Origin of the sequence: Streptomyces albospinus (assembly GCF_014648695.1) — a bacterium.
Taxonomy (GTDB): domain Bacteria; phylum Actinomycetota; class Actinomycetes; order Streptomycetales; family Streptomycetaceae; genus Streptomyces; species Streptomyces albospinus.
In genome coordinates, this window is the sequence record NZ_BMRP01000008.1 from 170102 (window position 1) to 190935 (window position 20834).

Consider the following 20834-nt stretch of genomic DNA (forward strand, 5'->3'; position numbering starts at 1 on the left):
CGGGCGGGACGACGGGCTCAGGTGCCCGCGTGCCGTCCCAGGTAGACGACCAGCGCCAGGAACACCAGCACCAGGTTGGTGACGACGACGGCGAGCAACACCCGTATCCACAGGCTGCGTCGGGCCGTCTCGTAGGTCGTCGTCCGGTGGGTCACCAGGAGGGTGCCGGGCAGCCGCGCCAGCCGTGTGCCGGGGCGGACGGCGGTGGTCCGGAACCGCCGGACGCCGCAGCGCGGGGACGCCAGATGGCGGGCGGCGATGTCCGGGCAGGCGCGCCGCAGCCCGCGCGGGGGGCGCAGGGCGCCGCGGCCGAGGTGGTGGCGCCCCCGGCAGGGCCGCGTGGAGCCCGGTCGGGAGGCCGTGGGTATGCACGTGCGGGAGCGGACCGCGCGCCACGGCGGCGGTCCTTTACGTCGCGATGCGCCGGACATCGGCGATCACCCGGATCCGATGGCGCCGCACGCGGTGCGGGCCACCCGCGCCGCCGCGCCGCTCACTCGGGGGCCCCGCCCTGCGCCCCGGCCGCGGTCCCGCCGTCGGGGTCGATGCCGACGCCGCGCGCGATCCGCAGCGCGTCGTCCAGCTCGTCCTCCGCGACGGCCAGGGCATAGGCGTCATCCGCCGTCCGCGCCGCCGCGACGGCGGCCCGCGCCGCGCGCACCCGTTCCCGTACCGACTCGGCGAAACCGCCCACGCATGCCCTCCGCGTTCAGGCCGACCGGCCATCGCGTTCACTGTTGAATAGCGGAATTCTTCAACTGTAGTCGACGGGTCCGGCGGCTTGAACGGGTGGTGCACAAGCCGCCGGACGAACTCCCGCCGCCGGTCCCGGCCGTCCCCGGGGCCCGCCCGCGGGAACAGCCGCGGGACGCGGTGGTCGTCGGGCACTGCTACGGCCTGCTGCCCGCCCTGGGCGCCCTCACCCAGCCGCCCCGGCTCACCGGCGCGGTGGCCGCCAGGCCGGCCACCGGCATCTTCTGCACCGCCGGCGGCACGAGCATCGCCACCGCGGAAGCCCCGGTGTCCACCGGCGACCCCCGCTTCGCGATCCTCACCGAGCCCCAGGGGGCTTCTTCGACCTGGACGCCGGGCACTACCCGATGCGGTCCCGGCCCGACGAGCTGACCGACGTCCTGATCCGCGCGGCGGCGGACGAGGGCCTCCGCCCCGGCCGGATCAGCCGCCCTGCTCCCAGGCCGCCGCCTTCTCCCGGGCCTCGGCGAGGTCGTCCTCCGTGGGGGCGTCGTCCTGGGTGAGGCTGCGCCGCCAGTAGCCGGTGAAGTCGATCCGATGCTTGGCGATACCGCGCTCCCCGGTCAGATGGCGCCGCAGTGCGCGCACCGCACCCGCCTCACCGGCCAGCCAGACGAAGGCCGGGTCCTCCGGGAGGACGGCCGCGCGGACCGCGTCGAGCAGGACGCCGGTCCGCCCGGCCGGGGCGCGGTCGCGATGCACCCAGTGGACCGTGAGGTCGGCGCGGGTGGGCAGCGGCTGCTCCTCGGCGGCGTCGGCGATCTCGATGCAGGCCACCGCGCGGGCGCCCGCGGGCAGCGCCGCGGCGAGCGAGCCGATGGCGGGCAGCGCCGTCTCGTCCCCGGCCAGCAGGATCGGTCCGGGGGTGTCGAGCGGCAGCGGCCGGGCGTACTCCGCGGCCGGGCCGTAGCGGGCGAGGGTGTCGCCCACGGAAGCGGTGGCCGCCCAGCGGGTCGCCGGACCGGCCTGCGCGGGAGCTGCGCCGGGCGCCCCGTGCAGCACGAAGTCGACGGTGATCTCCCGGCGGCCGGGGTCGTAGGAGCGCACCGTGTAGCTGCGCATCCAGGGCCGTTCGTCCTCCGGGATGGCGAGGAACTCCTGGTACCAGCGCATCACATCGCCGTCCGCGGTCTTCTCGGGGAGGCGGGGGGCGCGCTGGCCCGGTTTGGGGAAGAGCAGTTTGAGCTGCTGGTCGGGCCAGGTGGGGAAGGCGTCGAGACCGTCCCCGGCGAAAGCGACCCGGACCATGCGCGGGGTGATCCGGCGGACGTCGGTGACATGGATGAGCGCGACCGGAACGGCCGTCATCGAAACTCCTCGGAGACGTACGGGTGGTGGAGGGGGTGCGGCGGAGCGGGCGTCGCCCGGAGGTGCGTCCGCAGATGACGCATCGCCAGAGAGCTGCCGTGCACGACGGGTTCGCGGGGCGTACGGGCGAAGACGACGGCCTTCCCGCCGTCGCGTCCCGCCCCGTCCCCGCACCGACGCACCGGTCGGCACGGGTCGTCACACCCCGGTGGTGCCTGATGGCGGCGGCCGGGCCGCCGTCGCCGACCGGCCGGATCGCCGCACCGCGGGCCACGAATCACGCCCACCGCACCCCCCTGATATCTTTACGGCGTAAAGAGTTCGACCGACGACATTACTTTACGCCCTAAGGAGTTGCAAGTGGTGGTATTCGCGGGCCAGGGCGACGCCCGCCGTTCGCTGTCGCTGCTGTGGCGCGCAAGCGCCCCCGAGCACACCGCCAGGACGCGTACGCCCCGGGGTCCCAAACCGGCGCTCAGCGTGGACGCGATCGTCGACGCGGGCATCGCGGTGGCCGACGCGGACGGCATGGCGGCCCTGTCCATGCGCACGGTCGGCGAACGGCTGGGCCGTACGGCCATGGCGCTGTACACCTACGTCCCCGGCAAGAACGAGCTGGTGGACCTGATGTACGACCGGGCGCTGGCCGAACTCCCCGCCGACTACGACCTTTCGGCGGGCTGGCGGGCCGCGGCGGCCTCCTGGGCGGCGGACACCTGGGAGTTCTACCTGCGCCACCCGTGGGTGCTCCAGGTCTCCCAGGCCCGGCCGGTCCTCGGCCCCAACGAGTACGCCGCACTGGAGTGCCTGCTGCGGGTGCTGTACGCCACCGGGCTGGAATCCGCGGTGCTGCGCCGGGTCGTCGGCGTGCTGTTCCACTTCGTCCGCGGCGCCGCACAGACCGTCGCCGAGTCCCGGCTGGCCGCAGCCGCCACGGGCGTGCCGGACGAGGACTGGTGGCAGGCGCGCTCCGGCGGGCTGAGCGAGGTGGCCCCCGACTTCGCGGAGCGCTTCCCGCTGCTGGTCCGCCTGGAGACCGAGGGCGCGGCGCCGCCGGCGGACGGCACGCCGTATCTGGAACGCGAGGCGCAGCGGACCTTCGAGGTCGGGCTCGCGGTCATCCTGGACGGCATCGAGGCATCGGTCGCCCGGGCCGGCACGGTGCCCGGCCAGGGGCCGTTGGAGTGACGGAGCGGACGGTCGGGCCGATGGCCGGTGTCGTCATGCGGCGCTGCGGCGTTGGCCATCCGTGACTGTCTCCCGCCCCCGCCCCTGGTTTCTGCCGGCCAGCCTCGTGGCGCTGCTGGCGGAGGCGCTGCCCGACCGGCCGGCTGACACCCCGTCCGATCCCGCCCCCGCCCCGGAGGCCGATGCCGGACCGGCCGCCGTCCACGAGCCCCGGGCGGCCGAGCCGCCGGCCGGGGCGCGGCCGGAAAGCTGACCGCCGCACGCACCGCCGTCAACGGGTTACCACATGTGGCGAGCGGGGGTGATCGCCCATAGCTTCGCCTCATGGCGCTACGACACATGACGCGACGACAGTTGGTCTCCCTGGGCTGCGTCGCGGCGACCCTGGCCGGCGGTCCCGCGGCGGCTCCGCCGGCCCACGCCGCCCCGCACCACGCCGACGGGCGGATCGTCGTCCGTCCCGGCGAGTCGATCCAGCGGGCGGTGGACGCGGCCCGCCCCGGCGACACGGTCGTCGTCCTGCCCGGCATCTACCGGGAGAGCGTCCGGATCACCACGTCGCATCTGACGCTGCGCGGCGTGGACGACAGGACGGTGATCGAGCCCGCCGGGAGGCGCGCCGAGAACGACTGCGGCCGAACCGGCAACGGCATCTGCGTCATCGGGACCGCGGGCGCTCCCGTCCGGGACGTCCAGGTGCGCTCGCTGATCGTCGAGGGCTTCCCGCGCAACGGCCTGTGGGCCTCGCGGACCGAGGGGCTGACGGTGCACGACATGGCCGCCCGGCACAACGGCCGGTGGGGGATCGCGCTGGAGAAGTCGGTGCACAGCTCGGTGCAGGGCAACGACGTGGCGGAGAGCGGCGATGCGGGGATCTTCGTGGCGAACGCCGCCGACGAGCACGTCGGGGCGATCGACGCCCGGGGCACGCTGATCACCGACAACCGCCTCTCCGGCAACCGGATCGGCATCACCGTCCGGCGCCTCCGGAACCTGCTGGTCGCCGACAACACCCTGATCGGCAACTGCGCCGGGATGTTCATCGTGGGCGACGAGAACCGCCCCCGGGCCGGGGCGCTGACCGTCGCGGACAACGAGGTGACCCGGAACAACAAGTCCTGCCCCGCGGTCAAGCGCCTGCCGGCCGTCCAGGGCTCCGGCATCGTCCTGACGGGCACCGAGGAGGCGCTCGTCGAGCGCAATCTCATCCGGGACAACGTCGGCACCTCCCCGCTCTCGGGCGGCATCGTGCTCTTCCGCAGCTTCGTCGACGTTCGCAACGAGCGCAATCTCATCCGCGGCAACGTGGTGCTGCGCAACTCTCCGGCGGATCTGGTCAACAGGGACCCGGCCGGCAAGGGGAACCGATTCGTCCGCAACACCTGCCGGACATCCCGACCGGCCGGCCTGTGCTCGGCGGACGCGTCACCATCAACGGGAGAATAGAGGCGGAATGACCACCGTAAGCCCCACCCCCCAGCCGGCCATGCGGCTGCGGGAACTCGTCTTCGGAGCCGCGTGCGCGGCGGCCGTACGGGCGGCGGCCCGGCTCGGCGTGGCCGACGCGCTCGGAGACCGGCCCGGCAGTGTGGCCGAACTGGCCGCCGCGGTGGACACCGAACCACGGGCGCTGCAACGGCTGTTGCGGGCGCTGGCGTGCTACGGGATCTTCGAGGAGACCGCCGACGGGGAGTTCGCCCATACCGAGATGTCCCGGCTGCTGCGCGACGACGTGCCGAACAGCCTGCGCTACATCTCCCTGTGGTGCACCGAGCCCTGGACCTGGGAAGCCTGGCCCCGGCTGGACGAGGCGGTGCGCTCCGGCCGCAGCGTCTTCGACGACCTGTACGGCAAGGGGTTCTTCGACTATCTGCACCAGGACGCACGGGACTCCGCCCAGGTCTTCGACCGGGCGATGACCACCTCCAGCAAGCAGTCGGCGCGGGACATCGTCGAACTCCTCGATCTCACCGGGGTGTCGTCGGTGGCGGACATCGGCGGCGGGCAGGGCCATGTGCTGGCCGGTCTGCTGGAGAAGTACGAGACACTGCACGGCGCCCTGCTCGATCTGCCCAAGGTCGTGGCGAATGCCGATCCCCGGCTGCGGGACGGCGGGCCGCTGGCCGGCCGGGCGCGGATCGTGCCCGGCGACTGCCGTGAGGACATCCCCGTACAGGCCGACCTCTACATCATCAAGAACATCCTGGAATGGGACGACGAGAGCACCCGCAGGACACTGCGCAAGGTCGTCGAGGCGGCCCGGCCCGGAGCCCGGGTGGTGATCATCGAGAATCTCGTCGACGACAGCCCCTCGATGAAGTTCACCACCGCCATGGACCTGCTGCTGCTCCTGAACGTCGGCGGGGCCAAGCACTCCAAGGAGAGCCTGGTCAGCCACATGGCGGAGGCCGGTCTGCTGGTCCACGACATCCTGGTCGTGAACCCGTATCTGCACGCCTTCGAGTGCACCGTGCCCGAGTGACGGTGCAGGGCGTCGCGGCCCGCACGACACGACCGGCGCTCTCCCCTCGTGGGCGGGAGAGCGCCGGTCGGTTCCGGGGCCCCGTCAGCGGGCGCCGTCGCGCTCCCAGCGGTAGAACTCCTGCGCCATCGCGTCCTTGGGGCTGCGCCAGGTCTCCGGGTCGTACGCGCTGACGTACGCGGACAACTTCTCGCTGATGCCGCGGAATTCGGGGTGGCCGTGCACCTTGGCGATCTCCGGGCCGGGCGGCCGGTCGGATTCGATGAGGTGCAGATAGACATCACCGAACTGGAACAGGGTCCGCCGGCTGACGCCCACGAGGTGGGGCAGCTCGGTGCGGTCCGAGGCCGCGAAGACCTCGGCGATGTCCGGAGCCGAGCCGGGCTTCATCCGGGCGACGATCAGAGCGTGGTGCATCGGGAAGGTCCCTTCGTTGCCGCCTGCCGGCGGTGCGAACGCGGCGTGGCGGTACGTCAGTTGACCGGGGCGGCGGAGCGGATCTCGCGGTCGCGCTGCTCGATCCGGTCCCGGATGAGCTCCATCTGGATACGGGAGTTGCGGTTGATGTGCTCGGTCATGCCCTTGTCGTCGATCGGGGCCCCGGGCTTCATGGCGAAGTCCTGGGTCCAGTGCATGGACGTGCCGCCCGGGATCTCCGCGTACTTCCAGTGGATGTCCATGTGCGCAAAGGGGCCGGTCTCGACGCGGCGGGCGCGGACGCTGCGCGACGCGCGGTCGACCACCCGCTCCGAGACCCAGCTCCAGACCGTGCCGTTCTCGTCGGGGTGCATGGTCAGCCGGAAGGTGGTCCTGTCGCCCTGTCGCTCGACCACCTCGACCGAGGCGTACTCGCTGAAGAGGTGGGGCCAGTTCTCCAGGTCGTTGGTCATGTCCCAGACGAGGTCGAGGGGGGCCGCGATGGTGATGTCGTTCTCGGTGTGGCCGGACATGTCATGCTCCTGTCGTAGTTACCGGGTCGGTGTTGACGAGTTCGAGGAAGTCGCGCGGCGTCTTGGTGCGCTCCGCGTCGGCGGGCAGCGGTCGGCCGAACCTGTTCTCCAGCGCGCCCACGATGCCGAGCAGCCCCAGCGAGTCCAAGCCGTACTCCGCGAAGGTCGAGTCGGGCCGGTCCGCCATCTCCTTCGGGTCGACGGTGAGCCCGGCAGTCGACTTCATCAGCCCGGCCAGCTCGTCGAGAGTCAGTTGAGCGGTCATGGGAATCTCCTTCTCACGAGGGGGACTTCTCGCCCCGGCGCAGCACCATCGCCGCGTTGGAGCCCATCAGTCCCCGGCTCAGCACGAGCGCCGTCCGCAGCTCGGCGGCCCGGGGCTTCCCGGTCACCACGTCGAGGTCATGGCTGATGTCGACGACGTTGGGGGTCGGCGGCACGACGCTGCTCTCCATGGAGAGCACCGCCGCCGCGATGTCCAGGACGGGAGCACCGCAGTACGCGCGGCCGAAGCCGGTCTTGGGCGCCGTCACCGGGACCCGCGCGGCATACCCGCCCAGGGCGTCGGCGAGCGCCAGCGCCTCGGCACGGTCGGCGGAGCGCACGCCCAGCGCGTCCGCGAACACCACATCGATCTCCTCGGGAGCGCACCGCGCGTCCTCCAGCGCGCCCTCGATCGCCCGGGACAGCCCCTCGCGGGACTCCTCCCACAGGGAGGCGCCGGTGAAGGTCGCGGCGTGCCCGGCCACGAAGGCCCGGGCCCGGGCGCCCCGCTCCTCGGCCGCCGCCTGCTCCTCGACGACCAGCATCGCGCCGCCCTCGGCAGGCACGAATCCGCAGGCGCTGTCGGTGAACGGGCGGTAGGCGCGGATCGGGTCGTCGGACCGGCTCAGGTCCTCGTACCCGAGCTGGCAGACGATCGAGTACGGGGCGAGCGGCGCCTCGGCGGCGCCCACGACCACGGCGGAGGTCCCGCGGCGGATGGTGCGGGAGGCATGCGCCAGCGCATCCAGTCCGCCCGCCTCGTCACTGGCCACCACTCCGCACGGCCCCTTGAAGCCGCCCCGGATCGAGATCTGGCCGGTGCTGGCCGCGTAGAACCAGGCGATGGACTGGTACGGGCCGACATGGCGCGAGCCCTGGCCCCACAGGTGTTGCAGCTCCCGCTGGCCGAACTCACCGCCGCCGGAGCCGGCCGCGGTCACCACCCCCACCGCGAACGGCGAGCGGTTGTAGTCGGCCCGGCCCAGCAGCGCGTCCTCCAGTGCCAGGTTGGCCGCGGCCATCGCGAAATGCGTGAACCGGTCGGTCTGCACGAGGAAGCGCTCCTCGATCAGCTCGCCCGGGTCGAAGCCGCGCACCTCCCCGGCGACCTTGAGGGGCAGGTCCCCGCACCCTTCGCGGGTGACCCTGTCGAGGACGCTGATGCCCTCCTTGGTGGCCTTCCAGAACGCCTCGGTGTTCGGCCCGTTGGGGGCGATGACACCGATGCCGGTGACGACGGAACGACGTACGTGCGGGGAGATCATCTCGCCCTCCCACCCGGTCGGGTCAGGACCACCGCTGACTGGAATCCGCCGAACCCGCTGCCCACCGACAGCACCGACCGCAGCGGCAGTTCGCGCGCCGTCTTCGGTACGTAGTCGAGATCGCACTCGGGGTCCGGGGTCTCGTAGTTGGCCGTCGGCGGCACCACCTGGTGGGTCAGCGCCAGGACGCACGCGACGATCTCGATCGCCCCGATCGCGCCCAGCGAATGCCCCACCATCGACTTGATCGAGCTCATCGGCACCTTGTAGGCGTGGTCGCCCAGCGACTTCTTGACCGCGGCGGTCTCGTGGCGGTCGTTCTGCTGGGTGCCCGAGCCGTGCGCGTTGACGTAGTCGACCTGGGTGCGGTCGAGCCGCGCATGGGCCAGCGAGCGGTTGATCGCCTCGGCCATCTCCAGACCTTCCTGGGTCAGGCCGGTCATGTGGTAGGCGTTGCCGAAGGTGGCGTAGCCCCGTATCTCGCAGTGGACGGTCGCACCGCGGGCACGGGCGTGCTCCAGCTCCTCCAGTACGAGGACGGCGCCGCCCTCCCCCATGACGAATCCGTCGCGCCGGGCGTCGAACGGCCGGGAGGCATGGGCGGGGTCGTCGTTGTTGGCGGAGGTCGCCTTGATGGCGTCGAAGCAGGCCACGGTGATCGGGGAGATCGGCGAGTCCGACGCACCGGCGACGCAGACGTCGACCCGGCCCTCCTCGATGGAGTGGAAGGCGTACCCGATCGCGTCGAGGCCGGAGGTGCAGCCCGTCGAGACGGTCTGCACCGGGCCGTGCGCGCCGACCTGCTCCGCCACCGCCGAGGCCAGCGAACTGGGCGAGAACGCCCGGTGCAGATGGGGCCCGGCGGGACGGGGGTCCACGTCCCAGCGGAGGCCGGACCCGCTGACCGCGACATAGTCGTGCTCCAGGCGCGTGGTGCCACCGACCGCGGTGCCCAAGGAGACCCCGATACGCCAGGGGTCCTCCTTCCCGGTGTCCAGGCCGGCGTCGCGCAGCGCCTCCTCGGCGGCGACCAGCGCGAACTGGATGTACCGGTCCGAGCGGTCCACCTGCTCCTGGCCCAGCCCGTGCTCCGCGGGATCGAAGTCGCACTCGGCGGCGATCCGCGAGCGGAACCCGGTCGGGTCGAAGAGGGTGATGCCACGGGTGGCCGTACGCCCGGTGGACAGCAGGTCCCAGAACGCGGGGACCCCCACGCCGCCGGGGGCGACGATGCCGACGCCGGTGACCGCCACGCGGCGGTTCATGACACCGGCTCCGTGCGTTCCGGTGGGGCTGCCGCCGCGCCCTCTTCGGCGCCCTCGGTATCGACGTGCCCGAGCTCGGGGCGCGGGGCCAGCGGGCCGAGGTGGAAGACCATCCGGGCCTCTTCGTCCCCGACGTTGCGGAAGCGGTGCCGCATGTACGGCGGGATCAGCAGCCCCTGGTCCGGGCGCAGCGGGTAGGGCTCCCCGTCGAGGTCGACCTCGAGCGCACCCTGGACGACGTACACGAACTCCTCGGAGTACGGGTGGTAGTGCTCGCCGATGCGCTCGCCGGGCTGCACGAGTGCCATGCCCATGAAGCCGCTCGTGGCGCCCACCGCGCTGGGTGTCAGCATGGCGCGCAGATCACCTCCGCGCCGGCGGTTGGGCTGGGTCTCACCGAGGTTCACGATGCGTGGGCGGTGCGTGGTCATGGCTGATTCCTCCAGGGGCGTGGTGCCGGCGGATGAGGGATGGTGCCCGCGGCGGGCAGACGGACGGAAGCCGTCAGGCGCCCGGTGCCCGGCGGTCGGTGACGAGGTCCATGTCGACGCGCGCCAGGAAGTGTGCGACCTCGCGGTCGTTGGACAGACCGCCCGCCACATCGGTGTCGAGCAGCCGGCGCAGGACGGCGACCTTGCGGGGGCCGCGCGCTCCGAGGGACAGCACGGGGTCGCTCTCGATGGGGACCCGCAGATCGATGAGCCGGACGACGATGTCGTCGCGCTGGAAGACGGTGCTGCCGTAGATGGGGCACGCCGGGTCCTCGGCGGCCTCCTCGTCCTGACGGGCCAGCATCTTGGCCAGCGTCAAACCGCAGCCCTGCTTGGCCGGGTAGTACAGCGCGTGGCGCCGTACCTGCTCGTGCTCGTGGCCGACGGCCGCCACGTGGTGCACCGCGGGCAGCGCGGCGCGGGTGAAGAACACCCGGGCGGAGTCGGGGTCGTCGAGGTCCCGGTCCTGCTCCAGGTACGGGTTGATGGCCTCCTCGACGGCGCGGACCTCGGGCTGCCGGGAGACGTGGCGCAGCGCGGCGATCAGATCGCCCTGCACCTCGATGGCCCGTACGACGCGGTTGCCGTGCAGGAAGAGGGAGGTGCGGCGCAGCCGGGTGGTCTGGTCGACCCGGGACTCCGGGGAGGTGTACCCGGCGAGGATCTCGGCGACCGCCGACTCGCTGCCGGGCTTCACGGTGAAGGTCAGGGCGTGCCGGACCACTCCGTCACCGACCCGGGGGTTGACCTGGAGCCGTCCCTTGTGGGGCTCGGGGGCGAGGTCGGCGGTGTTCGAGGTCTCGCGCAGAACGCTGAAGCGCAGGGAGCGGGTGTCGCGGACGCAGCCGTGCAGCGGCTGGACCATCTTGACGTGTTCCTCGCTGTTGACCCAGGCCAGGAAGGGCGGTGCGCTCTCCCATTCGCTGGTGATCAGCCACTGGGAGGGGTTCTCGATGGACTGGCACAGCTGGTCGCTGATGTGCCCCGGTACGGACGCCACCTGGTTGCGCAGTTGCTCGTAGGCTTCGAGGAAGCGCCGCTGGGCACCTTCCTGGAGGTCCAGCAGAAGTACGACCCGGAGTCGGGAACCGTCGAAGGCGGATTGCGATATTCGTTCCGACAGCGTTGTCATCGTCTACGCATCTCCTCCAGGGCGCAGGGGCCCCTGTGGTGCGTCGTCAGTTCCGGTGCAATCCGGGGGACCGGTGCTGTCCGGGCGACTGAGCCGGATGGGCGGACCGCCGGCCCGGCGTGTCGCGGGGGCTGTCCGGATTCGATCGTGGCCAAGACCCACGGTCGGCGCGAGATCTGTGAGCCATGCAGGTGAACCGTGATCGAAGCCCCCGCAGGGCGGGCATTCGTGCTCCATCTGCCGTACGCCCCGATGGAGCTGGAGCACGTATGAACCCCAAGGCCGAACACCGGGTCCCGGTCCTCATCGTCGGCGGGTCCCTCGTGGGACTGTCCGCCTCGCTGTTCCTGGGACGCCTGGGCATCGCCCACACACTGGTCGAGAAGCACGCGGACACCTCGCGGCATCCGCGCGGGCGGGGGAACAACGTCCGCACCATGGAGCTGTTCCGGGTGGCCGGCGCCGAACAGCGGATCCGCGAGGCCGCCTCGACCCTGTCCGACAACCACGGGATCCTTCAGGCCCGTTCGCTGACCGGCGACGACCAGGAGTGGCTGTTCCGGGAGATCGATCCGGGCGGCGGGCTGGCCAGATTCAGCCCGGCCGGCTGGTGTCTGTGCAGCCAGAACGACCTGGAGCCGGTCCTGGTGCGCTGCGCCCGCGAGCACGGCGGCGATCTGCGGTTCGGCACCGAGCTGATGTCCTGCGACCAGGACCCGGACGGGGTGACCGCCGTCGTCAAGAACCACGACACCGGCGAGCACGCCACCCTCCGCGCGGACTACCTGATCGCCGCCGACGGCCCGCGCAGCCCCGTACGGGAGCGGCTCGGCATCGGTCGGACCGGCCCCGGCGACCTCTTCCACAACGTCAGCATCACCTTCCGGGCCCCCGAGCTCGCGGACGCGGTCGGCGACCGCCGCTTCATCGCCTGCTATCTCACGAACCCGGAGGCCGACGGTGCCCTGCTGCCGGTGGACAACCGCGAGCACTGGGTCTTCCACGCCCCCTGGCACCCCGACCGCGGCGAGACCCTGGAGGACTTCACCGACGAGCGGTGCATCGACCACATCCGGCGGGCAACCGGCGTACCCGGTATGGCGGTTGAGATCACCGGCAAGGCGCCGTGGCACGCCGCGGAGCGGGTGGCGGAGCGGTACGGGGCCGGCCGGATCTTCCTGGCCGGCGACTCGGCCCACGAGATGTCCCCGACCGGGGCCTTCGGCTCCAACACCGGCATCCAGGACGCGCACAACCTCGCCTGGAAGCTCGCCGCCGTACTGGAGGGCGCCGCAGCCCCCGGGCTCCTCGACACATACGAGGCGGAGCGGCAGCCGGTGGCCCGGGCGACCAGTGCCCGCGCCTCGGCCCGGTCCGCCGAGCACAACCACCCCGGCTATGCGGCAGCGCCGAACGCCGGCGGCGGCCGGCAGCGCGGGGTGCTCACCGTCGCCCTCGGCTACTGCTATCCGCAGGGCGCGGTGATCGGCGCCGACCCCGATCTGCCGGTCGTCCCCGAGCAGCTGCGCCTGACGGGCGAGCCCGGCACCCGCGCCCCCCACATGTGGCTGCACGGCGCCGGCGAACGCCGCTCCACCCTGGACCTCTACGAGCGGTCCTTCGTCCTGCTCACCGGCCCGGACGACGGTACGGCGTGGCGCGCCGCCGCCGAGAGCGCCGCCCGGCACCGGTCGGCGCGGCTGGACCACTACCGCATCGGCGACGGCCCGGACGCCGATCTGGCCCCGGAGGACGGCGCCGACTGGGCCGAGGTCCACGGGACGGAGCCGGAGGGGGCGGTGCTGGTGCGTCCCGACGGCTTCGTGGCCTGGCGCGCGGAGGGCAGGGTGGCCGATCCGGAGGGGGCCCTCCGGGAGGTGCTGGGAGGCCTGCTGTGCCGGGAGTGACCCGGTCGGCGCATACCGCGTGAGGCGGGAGGGGAGGATGGGGCCGGTGGGACGTCCAGGCGTGCCGCCGGCCCTGGAACGTATCTTCTGACCGTCACCGCCCCAGGCGCATCTGGCGCCGGCACCGGCCCGGTCCCGCAACTCGCGGGGCGATTTGGTGTTGAGTCCGGACATGGACGTCAAGAAGACTTCAGGCCACCCCTTTCAGCGCATCTCCCTCCCGCACCAGCCACCCCGGCTGCCGCCACCAGCCCCCCGGCGCCCCGCCGAGGAGAACACGCCGATCTTCGACCAGCTCCTCAAGGAGTGGCGGGCCGGCGCGCTGCGGCCGGTCGTGACCTGGCCGGTCGACGATCCGGGGAAGCCCAGGCCGGGCACCGCTGTTGGGAGCGATGACGACCGTTCCCACCCGCGGAACCGCACCGAGGAGCCCGACCATGGGTCTGTACGACATTCCGCCGCGCACCCTGACCGGTGAGCCCGCCTCCCTCGCCGACTATCGGGGCAAGGCCCTGCCGGTGGTGAATGTGGCGTCCAAGTGCGGGCTGCCCCCCCAGTACGAGGGCCTGGAGCGACTCCAGCAGCGCTTCGGGGACCACGGATTCAGCGTGCTGGGCTTCCCCAGCAACCAGTTCGCGGGCCAGGAGCCGGGCACCGCCGAGGAGATCGCCACCTTCTGCTCGACGACGTACGGCGTCAGCTTCCCGCTGTTCGAGAAGACCGGCGTCAACGGCGAGCGGCGGCACCCGCTGTACGCCGAACTGACCGGCGCGCCGGACGCCGAGGGGGCTTCCGGAGATGTGCAGTGGAACTTCGAGGGTTTCCCCTCCAATGAACGTCACGCCATAGCGGCGTGAAGGCGCTGTTCAGGATGCCGCGCCACTTCCCATACGGGGGTGATCTTCACCGTGACCGGGCCCGGCCGCCTCGGCTGGTGCAGGACGATGCGCCCGATCAGCTTCCGAAGGATCAGGTTCCGCTCGGCCACGGCCAGCGTCTCCCACTCGTCCAACACGCCCACCACGAGAGGCAGATAGTCCCCAGCCTCCGGCATCTCCTCGACCTGAACCAGGGCCGAGATCCGCTCTGAAAGCTGGTCCCGCTCGGCCACCGGCTCATCCCGCGCCGCCTCGAAGACACCCTGCGGGTACTTCTCCGGGCTCTTGGCGGCATCGACGGCAAGCCGGGTCAACGATGCCTCGATCTTGGCGTGCTCGGCCGGCACCCTTGCCCGCTCGCGCGCTGCACGCGCCCGGTCGTCGTTCTGGCCGTTGCTGTCCAGCGGCGTAGACGGCGCGTTGTCGATCTCGTACGCCGCGCCGCGGAGCCACTTCAGGACCTCGGCGACAACGTCGGCGCCGCGGGCCCAGACGCCCACACACCCGTCGTCTCGGTACTCGACGCGCCGCGCGCACCGGAACCCTGGCTTGTTGCGGCTGCGCGCCACAGTTGCGGCGCTGCTGCACTGACCGCAGCGGGTCAGCCCGGTCACCTCGGTGCTCGGCAGGCGGCTGCGCGGGGGCATCGCCGCTACCGCTCGGCGCCGGGTTTGGTACTCCTTCCATGGCTCGTCGCTGATGACTACTTCGTGAGCGCCCGACACGAGCCGGCAGTAGCTGCATGTCCCTGATGCTTGCCGCGCGGGCAGTCCTCGCGATGGACCCGCAGCAGGCCGGCGGCAAAGCCGGGGGCAGGCACCCCCAATGGCCGCGTGACGGGTGCTCGCGCTGCTGGGACTGTGCCTTTCGGCTGTCGTTCGCGGGTCTGACCGAGCTTGCCGCCGCACACGGTGTCGCGTATGCCGTTACACCTGGTGTTGCCGATCTTCCGGTCTCGGCGGAATCGCGTAGAACGGGCCCCAATCGATGTCGGCCGCACTCTCGACCCGCACGCCGTCGAAGGAGACCGTGCCGCCGGTTACCCCCGCGCTGGCGAAGGAGACCACGCCGCCGGCAAACCCCGCGCTGTCGAAGAAGACCACGCCACCGCCGAACCCTGCGCCGCGGAACGAGACCGTGCCGGCGGTGAACTCCGCGCCACGGAACGAGACCTCGCCGTCGGTTACCCCCGCGCTGTCGAAGGTGACCTCGCTGCCGGCAAACCCCGCGCTGTCGAACAAGACCGCGCCACCGCCGAACCCTGCGCCACCGCCGAACCCTGCGCCGCGGAACGAGACCGTGCCGGCGGTGAACTCCGCGCCACGGAACGAGACCACACCTCTGGCGAACCCCGCGCCATGGAAGGTGACCTCGCCGCCGGCGAACCGTGCATCCGAGAAGGAGACCTCGCCAGCGAACCCCACGCCGTCGAAGGAGACCACGCCGCCGGTGAACCCCACGCCACGGAAGGAGACCACACCGCCGGTGAACCCCGCACCAAGGAAGGAGACCACGCCGTCAGCGAACCCCGCACCAAGGAAGGAGACCTCGCCGTCGGTGAACTCCGCGCCATGGAAGGTGACCAAGCCGCCGATGAACTCCGCGCCATGGAAGGTGACCTCGCCGCCGGCGAACTGCGTGGTGCGGAACGAGACCGTGCCGCCCGTGAACTTTGCGTCGCCAAAGGCGACCGTGCCGCCTCCGAACCGCGCACCCGAGAACGAGACCGTGCCGCCGGCGAACTCCACGCCTCGGAACGAGACCGTGCCGCCTCCGAACCGCGCACCCGAGAACGAGACCGTGCCGCCGGCGAACTCCACGCCTCGGAACGAGACCATGGTGCCGTAGAACCGCGCACCCGCGAAGGAGACCGTGCCGTCGGTGAACCGCGCCCCGTAGAAGTCTCCGCCGTCGAAAGTGGCCCCGGTGAAGTCCAGGCTGAGCCCGCACCACGTCGTCGGTGCCATTGGGTTTTGGAGGTGGTCTCGGATGATCCGGATGATGGTGAGCCGAACTTCCTGCTCGCCTGGCTTGTAGCCGGTTGCAGTGGGGGCGGTCTTGTAGGGCATGCGCAGGTAGGCGCACAGCACGTCGATGCACACCTGCCGCTGCTCGGGCCAGTCATCCGCAAGCCTCGCCATCGCATACACGCCGGCGAGCCGAACGGCGGCCTGCTCGTGCCCCATCTGCTCCGCTGCGGTGGAGTATCGGTCGGCGAGTTGGCTCGCGTCCGCCCGGTGTGAGTCGCCCTCCGCGAGGAGTTGTTTGCGGTAGGCGTAGACGCCGGTGAGGACGGCGCCGATGAGAGTGAGAACCGTGGCGGTGGTCTTGATGACGTTGTTGACGTCGACCGGCTTCCCCGTCCGATTCTCCGCAGTGAGCAGCGTGTCCATACCTTGGAAGAGGCCGCAGGCGAGCACTCCCACGACGGCGAGGGCGATGGGGGTGACGATCCACACGGACCTCAGGTGTGGTGTGTGGCGTCCTTGTGGCTGCGGACGCTCTGAGGGGTTGGGCATGGTGTCGAGCATGGACCAAACAGCCTTGACTGTGCGGCGAGTTCGTTCAGTCTGTGGTCGGGTCCGGCGCGACTGGAAGGTGAGCTGCGCGGCCTCGTTGAGCGGGTCTTGAGAACGCCGCTTGCTGCCGTTATCAAACCGTGATCCAATGGGTGGCGCTTCCGGCGTGCCCGGAAACTGAAGGTACGCCCCGTCGACTCCCCCCGGCCGGCGGGGCGTTCGCATGCCCAGAGGAGGTGATGCGCCGTGGCCGCACACCTGGCACTGCGGGACGACGAGATCCCTCTCGTGATCAGACTCGACAACGCCGAAACGCTCATGTGCTGGGCACGCTGGCTACGCCACTCCATCCCCGTGGGCACCGGCTATCGCACGGGCACGGTGACCGGGGGCGCCGTGCAGTTCGAGGCCACCGACCCCCGCCGCTACTCGCTCACCGAGCAGCGCATCGAGACCCGACTGCCGAGCCTGGCCTCGACTGGCACACCGCCCCCGGCCCCGAACACCTCGACTGGCCGCTGCACTTCGGCGCTCCCGGCTCGACCGGGAGCCTGATCGCGGTCGACGAGGGCGACACCGCGGCACATCCCGTGATCGCCTTCCGCGGCCCGGTCGCTCTGCCGTCACTGACCAGCCTGCGCACCGGGGACTGCATCGAGTACGACCTCCATCTCGCCGCCGACGACGAGCTGCTCGTCGATACCGCCACCGGCACCGTGACCCTCAACGGCAGCACCTCACGCCTGGACCGCGCCAGCAACCGCAGCGTGCCCGAGGAGACATTCACACTCCCGCCCGGGACCACGAACTACGCCTTCCGGGCGGCGTCCGGAACATCCGGCCCTCGCGCCGCCTGCATCGTGCGGTGGCGCTCGACCTACTGGTGATTCTTGACCCTGGATTCACTGGCCTGGGGCAGGGGGAGAGGAAGAGCGTTCACCCGCGGGTCGCCAGTCGTCACCGGTGTACCGCGGCGAGCAGAATGGTTTATTTAGCAAATATAGCGGGGAGCGAGGGCTTTCACCCATACCAGCGTCTCTAAAACGTGTGATGCGGTGCGGCAGCCTAGAAATACCCAGCGGTCAGGCCACAAGCCGTAGGCACATTGAGTGACACCAAGAACCTACTCGGGTCGTCTTTGTCCTGCCGAGTCGCCATCCCCAACTGCCTGTGATCTCCTGGTGGAAGCACGGACGAGGGTGCCCGCAAGTAGGCGGTATTCGCGCACCGATCAGCGGACCTCAGCCAACCGACCGAAAAGGGAATAACGCTGACCTCGTCGCCCTACTGTGGTGACTCGAGCACAAGGAGGAACGCATGAATACCACGCCCAACAACCCACCAAAGGATTGCCCATCGGGCCAAGTGTGCTTCTATGAGGACTTCGAGTACCAGAAATTGGTACGAGCAGAGGCACCGACCAAAACTTGCACCACACTTAAGGCGTCGTTTAAGTCGGTGTACAACAATTCCGGCGATCCAATCTTCGTCTACGACAGCGACAAGGGCTGCTGGGGTGACGAGAAGAGGATCGAGAAGAATAGCGGCGAGTCGCGACTGTCATACGAATCTTACTCGTACAAGGTCGAGGACAACTGACGACGAGACGATGCATCATCTGCGCACCGTCGGCGCTGTCGCGTGCCGTGCTCGCCTACCGGGTGTCGTCTTCCTTTGTGGGCGAGCACGGCCGCGTTGATTGGCTTGCCTTACCCTGATCGGAAAGTGAGGTCGACATGTCCGATTCCCCGTTCGCCCCGCCCGCCGTGAAGTGGGATGTTCCCGTCATGCCGTATGTAGACATGACGGCGGACCGGAGTGGCTACACCCTGAGCCGTTACTCCCGGGACACCGGCATCAAGGGATTCGCCCTGGCGTTCGTCGGCGTGAAGGAGGGTCACACGAACTTCACCTGGGCAGGCTTCGATTCCTACCCGGCACCGGATTGGTCCGCCGATGAGATCAACAAATTCAGGAACGATTGTGGCGGAATTCCCGTCATCAGCTTTGGCGGCGCCGAGAAGATTCTCCCTGAGCACAGCATCGCCGATCCCAAGGTCCTGCTCGAGGGCTACAAGAAGGTCATCGACGGCTACAAGGTTCGTCATATCAACTTCGACATCGAAGCCACCGTCAGCGGCCATACGGTGCGAGAACGCAATGTTCCCCTGGTGCGCGACCTGCTTAAAGGCTACCCGGACCTACGGATCTCCTACAGTCTCGAGATCAACGCGAGAGATGAGGTCGGGATCAAAACATTCGGACGCTACCTCCTGCGCGATCTCCAGAAGGAAGGGATCGTCCCTGCCCTGGTGAACCTGCTGATCGAGTACCTGCCCGACTCACCATGGGACTCGGCACGAAAAACGATGGAAGCGGCCCACCATCAGATGCGCGACGTCTTCAAGCTCAGCGACGAGGAGGCATGGCTGCGCATCGGAGCATGCCCGATGTACGGCAACGACGGCGGCAACAAGTGGACGCTGGACGATCACAAAGAGTTGAGGCAGTTCGCGGACAGAAACAAGATCGGCTGCATCTCCGGGTGGAGGACGAACACGGACGCCACCCGCTACGCGTACGCCTACGAAAAGATTCAGCAGGGCTACCACCCGAACACGCCGAAATCCTGACCACACACGCCGCCTCTCGGGTTGCCCCCTGGGCGGCGTTACCGCACATTCAGCTCGGCGAGCTGCTGCTCGGCCCCGGAACGGCCGTGCGCTGGCAAAAACTCACCGGCTGGGAGGACTCTCCCGGCGTCGGCCCCGGCACCGTTCCGCGGGCCGGCGCGCACGGGGCGGTCCCCGGCCGGCTCCTGGCACAACCCCGCACAATCACGGTCGATGGCGTCGTACTGCGCACCCCGCCCGGCGCGATGACCACGGCAGTACGGGAGTTGGGCGTACACCTGGCGTTCCGCGACGACGAACTGCCGCTCGTCGCCCGCCTGGACGACGCGCCGCCGCTGCCGGCCTACGCCCGGTGCCTGCGGCATTCCGTGCCCGTCGACACCGGGTACCGCATAGGCACGATCCCAGGTGGGGCGATGCAGTTCGAGGCCGGCGACCCCCGCCGCTACAGCCTGAGCGAGGAACGCGCCGAGATCTGACTGCCGGCCGCCGAGCCGGGCCTCGACTGGCACCTCGCCCCCGGCCCCGAACACCTCGCCTGGCCGCTGGACTTCGGCGCGCCTGGCTCGACCGGCACCACCACCGCCGCCAACGAAGGCACCACCGACACACACCCGACCATCGCGTTCCGGGGGCCGGTCGACCGGCCCAGCCTCACCAACCTCACGACCGGCGACGTGATCGACTACGACATCGCCCTCACCACGGCGACGAGCTGACCGTCGACACCGCGGCCGGCACGGTCACGCTCAACGGCACCGCCTCGCGACTGAGCGACACGACAGCCCGCTCGATCCCCGAGCAGACCCTCACCCTGCGCCCCGGCACAACACCGTGGGCGTTTCGCGCCGCCCCCGGATTCACCAACCCCCGCGCAACCGCCGTCCCGCGGTGGCGCTCGGCCTACTGGTGAGGAGACCCGCCCGTGACCGTGCGCGCCGCATGGCTGCTGCCCACCGGGCAGACCCGGGAAGACACCCGCCTCGCCCCGCTCGGCACCTACCTGCCCGAGTCGGCGATGACGAGCCGCGACGGCGTGATCGCCGGCGGCAATCCGCTCAACGCGACCGGCGTCGCCGCCATGCAGGTACAGGTCGCCACTGACCGCGCCCTGGTACAGGGCAAGTGCGTGGCGGGACGCCGTCGAGCGGCATTACGTGTCCGTCTACAAGACGAGCGACTACAGCTTCGCCGGAGGCAGGTACACCACCTTGTCGTGGGCGGGCGCCGACGCCATGTCTGATCCGGGCATGTGGAGCGCGTCTCGCGACAGCAGACTGACCGCCCCCGTCGACGGCCTGTACCTGGTCAGCGCGCATCAGATACAGCCGGGCAGCGCCACCATGGCGCGCGCCACCATCCTCGTGAACGGCGCCGCCGCCGGCCTCACCATGTCGTTCGTCTCCAGTTCCAGCGGCGGACAGGCCAACGCCGCCACCCGCCCGATCGTGCTCAAGGCCGGCGACTACGTCGAGATGGCCGTCTACTCCGATACGGCCCTCACCATCGTGCCCGCCGCCTACAGCAAAGCCGCGCTCATCTGGCAGGGCCCGGCGTAGCCGGTCCTGTTCACGGGCCACTGCTACCGCCTCCTCCGAGGAGGCCGAGGGCCGTGAGGATGGTGACGCAGAGCGTCATCACAAGGATGAACGCGCCGCCGCCATAGAGCACTGAGCCGGCGATTCCCGTTCCAGCCACGTGGCAGAGCACGCCAGCGACCACGGCGACAAGGGTGGAGGAGACCAGCGCCAGGACCAGGAAGAGCACCTGCGCGGCGAAGGGGGAGAGTTTCACCGGTC

Annotated in this window: 28 protein-coding genes; 15 read left to right on the top strand and 13 right to left on the bottom strand. The window is 70.6% G+C overall.

The window, feature by feature from the left end; translation table 11 throughout:
- Positions 1 to 17: 17 nt before the first annotated feature.
- A complete protein-coding gene (locus tag IEZ17_RS13925; RefSeq protein ID WP_189299905.1) occupies positions 18 to 431 on the bottom strand; it encodes a DUF6126 family protein in 414 nt (137 codons plus the stop codon).
- A gap of 62 nt (positions 432 to 493) precedes the next feature.
- The gene (locus tag IEZ17_RS13930) at positions 494 to 694 is read right to left on the bottom strand and encodes a hypothetical protein (RefSeq protein WP_189299907.1); all 201 of its coding nucleotides are present in this window, start codon (positions 692 to 694) and stop codon (positions 494 to 496) included.
- A gap of 95 nt (positions 695 to 789) precedes the next feature.
- Here IEZ17_RS13930 and IEZ17_RS13935 point away from each other — a divergent pair, with 95 nt between their 5' ends.
- Positions 790 to 1125, top strand: coding sequence for a hypothetical protein (locus IEZ17_RS13935; RefSeq protein WP_189299909.1), 336 nt, complete (start codon positions 790 to 792; stop codon positions 1123 to 1125).
- A gap of 51 nt (positions 1126 to 1176) precedes the next feature.
- On the opposite strand, the gene IEZ17_RS13940 is transcribed toward IEZ17_RS13935, so the two are convergent.
- A complete protein-coding gene (locus tag IEZ17_RS13940) occupies positions 1177 to 2061 on the bottom strand; it encodes a siderophore-interacting protein (protein ID WP_189299911.1) in 885 nt (294 codons plus the stop codon).
- Between the two features lie 360 nt (positions 2062 to 2421).
- Here IEZ17_RS13940 and IEZ17_RS13945 point away from each other — a divergent pair, with 360 nt between their 5' ends.
- The 4 genes from IEZ17_RS13945 (at position 2422) to IEZ17_RS13960 (ending at position 5731) form a co-directional block, all read left to right on the top strand.
- Complete coding sequence (locus tag IEZ17_RS13945; RefSeq protein WP_189299913.1) at positions 2422 to 3249, top strand: TetR/AcrR family transcriptional regulator; 828 nt, start codon at positions 2422 to 2424, stop codon at positions 3247 to 3249.
- Between the two features lie 61 nt (positions 3250 to 3310).
- On the top strand, positions 3311 to 3502 hold the full coding sequence (locus IEZ17_RS13950) for a hypothetical protein (RefSeq protein ID WP_189299914.1): 192 nt from the start codon (positions 3311 to 3313) through the stop codon (positions 3500 to 3502).
- A 71-nt stretch (positions 3503 to 3573) separates the two neighbouring features.
- Positions 3574 to 4695: a right-handed parallel beta-helix repeat-containing protein gene (locus IEZ17_RS13955; protein WP_373299808.1), complete on the top strand. Its 1122-nt coding sequence runs from the start codon at positions 3574 to 3576 to the stop codon at positions 4693 to 4695.
- 7 nt (positions 4696 to 4702) lie between these two features.
- The gene (locus IEZ17_RS13960; RefSeq protein ID WP_189299916.1) at positions 4703 to 5731 is read left to right on the top strand and encodes a methyltransferase; all 1029 of its coding nucleotides are present in this window, start codon (positions 4703 to 4705) and stop codon (positions 5729 to 5731) included.
- 84 nt (positions 5732 to 5815) lie between these two features.
- Here the strand turns inward: IEZ17_RS13960 and IEZ17_RS13965 are convergent, their stop codons facing one another.
- From IEZ17_RS13965 to IEZ17_RS13995, 7 genes are all read right to left on the bottom strand, one after another.
- Positions 5816 to 6148 (bottom strand): TcmI family type II polyketide cyclase, encoded by a 333-nt coding sequence (locus IEZ17_RS13965; RefSeq protein WP_189299918.1) that lies wholly within the window; start codon positions 6146 to 6148, stop codon positions 5816 to 5818.
- 56 nt (positions 6149 to 6204) lie between these two features.
- The gene (locus IEZ17_RS13970) at positions 6205 to 6681 is read right to left on the bottom strand and encodes an SRPBCC family protein (RefSeq protein WP_189299920.1); all 477 of its coding nucleotides are present in this window, start codon (positions 6679 to 6681) and stop codon (positions 6205 to 6207) included.
- Position 6682: 1 nt separating this feature from the next.
- On the bottom strand, positions 6683 to 6946 hold the full coding sequence (locus IEZ17_RS13975) for an acyl carrier protein (protein WP_189299921.1): 264 nt from the start codon (positions 6944 to 6946) through the stop codon (positions 6683 to 6685).
- 13 nt (positions 6947 to 6959) lie between these two features.
- Entirely contained in the window at positions 6960 to 8210 is a 1251-nt protein-coding gene (locus IEZ17_RS13980) for a ketosynthase chain-length factor (protein WP_189299922.1), read from the bottom strand.
- Positions 8207 to 9475: a beta-ketoacyl-[acyl-carrier-protein] synthase family protein gene (locus tag IEZ17_RS13985; RefSeq protein ID WP_189299924.1), complete on the bottom strand. Its 1269-nt coding sequence runs from the start codon at positions 9473 to 9475 to the stop codon at positions 8207 to 8209. Before IEZ17_RS13985 ends, IEZ17_RS13980 begins: the two co-directional genes overlap by 4 nt.
- The gene (locus tag IEZ17_RS13990) at positions 9472 to 9906 is read right to left on the bottom strand and encodes a cupin domain-containing protein (RefSeq protein WP_189299926.1); all 435 of its coding nucleotides are present in this window, start codon (positions 9904 to 9906) and stop codon (positions 9472 to 9474) included. Before IEZ17_RS13990 ends, IEZ17_RS13985 begins: the two co-directional genes overlap by 4 nt.
- A gap of 73 nt (positions 9907 to 9979) precedes the next feature.
- Positions 9980 to 11098 (bottom strand): SchA/CurD-like domain-containing protein, encoded by a 1119-nt coding sequence (locus tag IEZ17_RS13995; protein WP_189299927.1) that lies wholly within the window; start codon positions 11096 to 11098, stop codon positions 9980 to 9982.
- 269 nt (positions 11099 to 11367) lie between these two features.
- Between IEZ17_RS13995 and IEZ17_RS14000 the strand changes: the two genes are divergently transcribed.
- From IEZ17_RS14000 to IEZ17_RS14010, 3 genes are all read left to right on the top strand, one after another.
- Positions 11368 to 13005: an FAD-dependent oxidoreductase gene (locus tag IEZ17_RS14000; protein WP_189299929.1), complete on the top strand. Its 1638-nt coding sequence runs from the start codon at positions 11368 to 11370 to the stop codon at positions 13003 to 13005.
- A gap of 172 nt (positions 13006 to 13177) precedes the next feature.
- Complete coding sequence (locus IEZ17_RS14005; RefSeq protein ID WP_189299930.1) at positions 13178 to 13483, top strand: hypothetical protein; 306 nt, start codon at positions 13178 to 13180, stop codon at positions 13481 to 13483.
- Complete coding sequence (locus IEZ17_RS14010) at positions 13443 to 13862, top strand: glutathione peroxidase (protein ID WP_189299932.1); 420 nt, start codon at positions 13443 to 13445, stop codon at positions 13860 to 13862. Before IEZ17_RS14005 ends, IEZ17_RS14010 begins: the two co-directional genes overlap by 41 nt.
- On the opposite strand, the gene IEZ17_RS14015 is transcribed toward IEZ17_RS14010, so the two are convergent.
- A complete protein-coding gene (locus IEZ17_RS14015) occupies positions 13844 to 14383 on the bottom strand; it encodes a hypothetical protein (RefSeq protein ID WP_189299934.1) in 540 nt (179 codons plus the stop codon). The genes IEZ17_RS14010 and IEZ17_RS14015 overlap by 19 nt on opposite strands.
- Before the next feature lie 426 nt (positions 14384 to 14809).
- Positions 14810 to 16402, bottom strand: coding sequence for a pentapeptide repeat-containing protein (locus IEZ17_RS14020; RefSeq protein ID WP_229852249.1), 1593 nt, complete (start codon positions 16400 to 16402; stop codon positions 14810 to 14812).
- A 246-nt stretch (positions 16403 to 16648) separates the two neighbouring features.
- Between IEZ17_RS14020 and IEZ17_RS14025 the strand changes: the two genes are divergently transcribed.
- The 7 genes from IEZ17_RS14025 (at position 16649) to IEZ17_RS14055 (ending at position 20594) form a co-directional block, all read left to right on the top strand.
- Positions 16649 to 16957, top strand: coding sequence for a hypothetical protein (locus IEZ17_RS14025; RefSeq protein WP_189299936.1), 309 nt, complete (start codon positions 16649 to 16651; stop codon positions 16955 to 16957).
- Positions 16957 to 17289 (top strand): phage distal tail protein, encoded by a 333-nt coding sequence (locus IEZ17_RS14030; protein ID WP_373299816.1) that lies wholly within the window; start codon positions 16957 to 16959, stop codon positions 17287 to 17289. Before IEZ17_RS14025 ends, IEZ17_RS14030 begins: the two co-directional genes overlap by 1 nt.
- Positions 17290 to 17719: 430 nt before the next feature.
- On the top strand, positions 17720 to 18001 hold the full coding sequence (locus IEZ17_RS14035) for a peptidase inhibitor family I36 protein (protein WP_189299939.1): 282 nt from the start codon (positions 17720 to 17722) through the stop codon (positions 17999 to 18001).
- A 137-nt stretch (positions 18002 to 18138) separates the two neighbouring features.
- Positions 18139 to 19035, top strand: a complete 897-nt coding sequence (locus IEZ17_RS14040; RefSeq protein ID WP_189299940.1) for a glycoside hydrolase family 18 protein — start codon at positions 18139 to 18141, stop codon at positions 19033 to 19035.
- Between the two features lie 86 nt (positions 19036 to 19121).
- Complete coding sequence (locus IEZ17_RS14045) at positions 19122 to 19514, top strand: hypothetical protein (protein WP_189299942.1); 393 nt, start codon at positions 19122 to 19124, stop codon at positions 19512 to 19514.
- Between the two features lie 446 nt (positions 19515 to 19960).
- Entirely contained in the window at positions 19961 to 20278 is a 318-nt protein-coding gene (locus tag IEZ17_RS14050) for a hypothetical protein (protein WP_189299944.1), read from the top strand.
- 7 nt (positions 20279 to 20285) lie between these two features.
- Positions 20286 to 20594 (top strand): hypothetical protein, encoded by a 309-nt coding sequence (locus IEZ17_RS14055; RefSeq protein WP_189299946.1) that lies wholly within the window; start codon positions 20286 to 20288, stop codon positions 20592 to 20594.
- Between the two features lie 10 nt (positions 20595 to 20604).
- Here IEZ17_RS14055 and IEZ17_RS14060 read toward each other — a convergent pair whose 3' ends face one another.
- Positions 20605 to 20829 (bottom strand): hypothetical protein, encoded by a 225-nt coding sequence (locus tag IEZ17_RS14060; protein ID WP_189299948.1) that lies wholly within the window; start codon positions 20827 to 20829, stop codon positions 20605 to 20607.
- Positions 20830 to 20834 lie beyond the last annotated feature (5 nt).

What these genes read in the sequence shown, in the direction of transcription:
- IEZ17_RS13990 (WP_189299926.1), bottom strand. Translation starts at nt 9,906, where the DNA reads ATGACCACGCACCGCCCACGCATCGTGAACCTCGGTGAGACCCAGCCC.
- IEZ17_RS14020 (WP_229852249.1), bottom strand. Translation starts at nt 16,402, where the DNA reads ATGCCCAACCCCTCAGAGCGTCCGCAGCCACAAGGACGCCACACACCA.
- IEZ17_RS13980 (WP_189299922.1), bottom strand. Translation starts at nt 8,210, where the DNA reads ATGATCTCCCCGCACGTACGTCGTTCCGTCGTCACCGGCATCGGTGTC.
- IEZ17_RS13960 (WP_189299916.1), top strand. Translation starts at nt 4,703, where the DNA reads ATGACCACCGTAAGCCCCACCCCCCAGCCGGCCATGCGGCTGCGGGAA.
- IEZ17_RS14055 (WP_189299946.1), top strand. Translation starts at nt 20,286, where the DNA reads ATGTGGAGCGCGTCTCGCGACAGCAGACTGACCGCCCCCGTCGACGGC.
- IEZ17_RS13985 (WP_189299924.1), bottom strand. Translation starts at nt 9,475, where the DNA reads ATGAACCGCCGCGTGGCGGTCACCGGCGTCGGCATCGTCGCCCCCGGC.
- IEZ17_RS13955 (WP_373299808.1), top strand. Translation starts at nt 3,574, where the DNA reads ATGGCGCTACGACACATGACGCGACGACAGTTGGTCTCCCTGGGCTGC.
- IEZ17_RS13995 (WP_189299927.1), bottom strand. Translation starts at nt 11,098, where the DNA reads ATGACAACGCTGTCGGAACGAATATCGCAATCCGCCTTCGACGGTTCC.
- IEZ17_RS14010 (WP_189299932.1), top strand. Translation starts at nt 13,443, where the DNA reads ATGGGTCTGTACGACATTCCGCCGCGCACCCTGACCGGTGAGCCCGCC.
- IEZ17_RS13925 (WP_189299905.1), bottom strand. Translation starts at nt 431, where the DNA reads ATGTCCGGCGCATCGCGACGTAAAGGACCGCCGCCGTGGCGCGCGGTC.
- IEZ17_RS13940 (WP_189299911.1), bottom strand. Translation starts at nt 2,061, where the DNA reads ATGACGGCCGTTCCGGTCGCGCTCATCCATGTCACCGACGTCCGCCGG.
- IEZ17_RS14005 (WP_189299930.1), top strand. Translation starts at nt 13,178, where the DNA reads ATGGACGTCAAGAAGACTTCAGGCCACCCCTTTCAGCGCATCTCCCTC.
- IEZ17_RS14035 (WP_189299939.1), top strand. Translation starts at nt 17,720, where the DNA reads ATGAATACCACGCCCAACAACCCACCAAAGGATTGCCCATCGGGCCAA.
- IEZ17_RS13975 (WP_189299921.1), bottom strand. Translation starts at nt 6,946, where the DNA reads ATGACCGCTCAACTGACTCTCGACGAGCTGGCCGGGCTGATGAAGTCG.
- IEZ17_RS14000 (WP_189299929.1), top strand. Translation starts at nt 11,368, where the DNA reads ATGAACCCCAAGGCCGAACACCGGGTCCCGGTCCTCATCGTCGGCGGG.
- IEZ17_RS14040 (WP_189299940.1), top strand. Translation starts at nt 18,139, where the DNA reads ATGTCCGATTCCCCGTTCGCCCCGCCCGCCGTGAAGTGGGATGTTCCC.
- IEZ17_RS13970 (WP_189299920.1), bottom strand. Translation starts at nt 6,681, where the DNA reads ATGTCCGGCCACACCGAGAACGACATCACCATCGCGGCCCCCCTCGAC.
- IEZ17_RS13965 (WP_189299918.1), bottom strand. Translation starts at nt 6,148, where the DNA reads ATGCACCACGCTCTGATCGTCGCCCGGATGAAGCCCGGCTCGGCTCCG.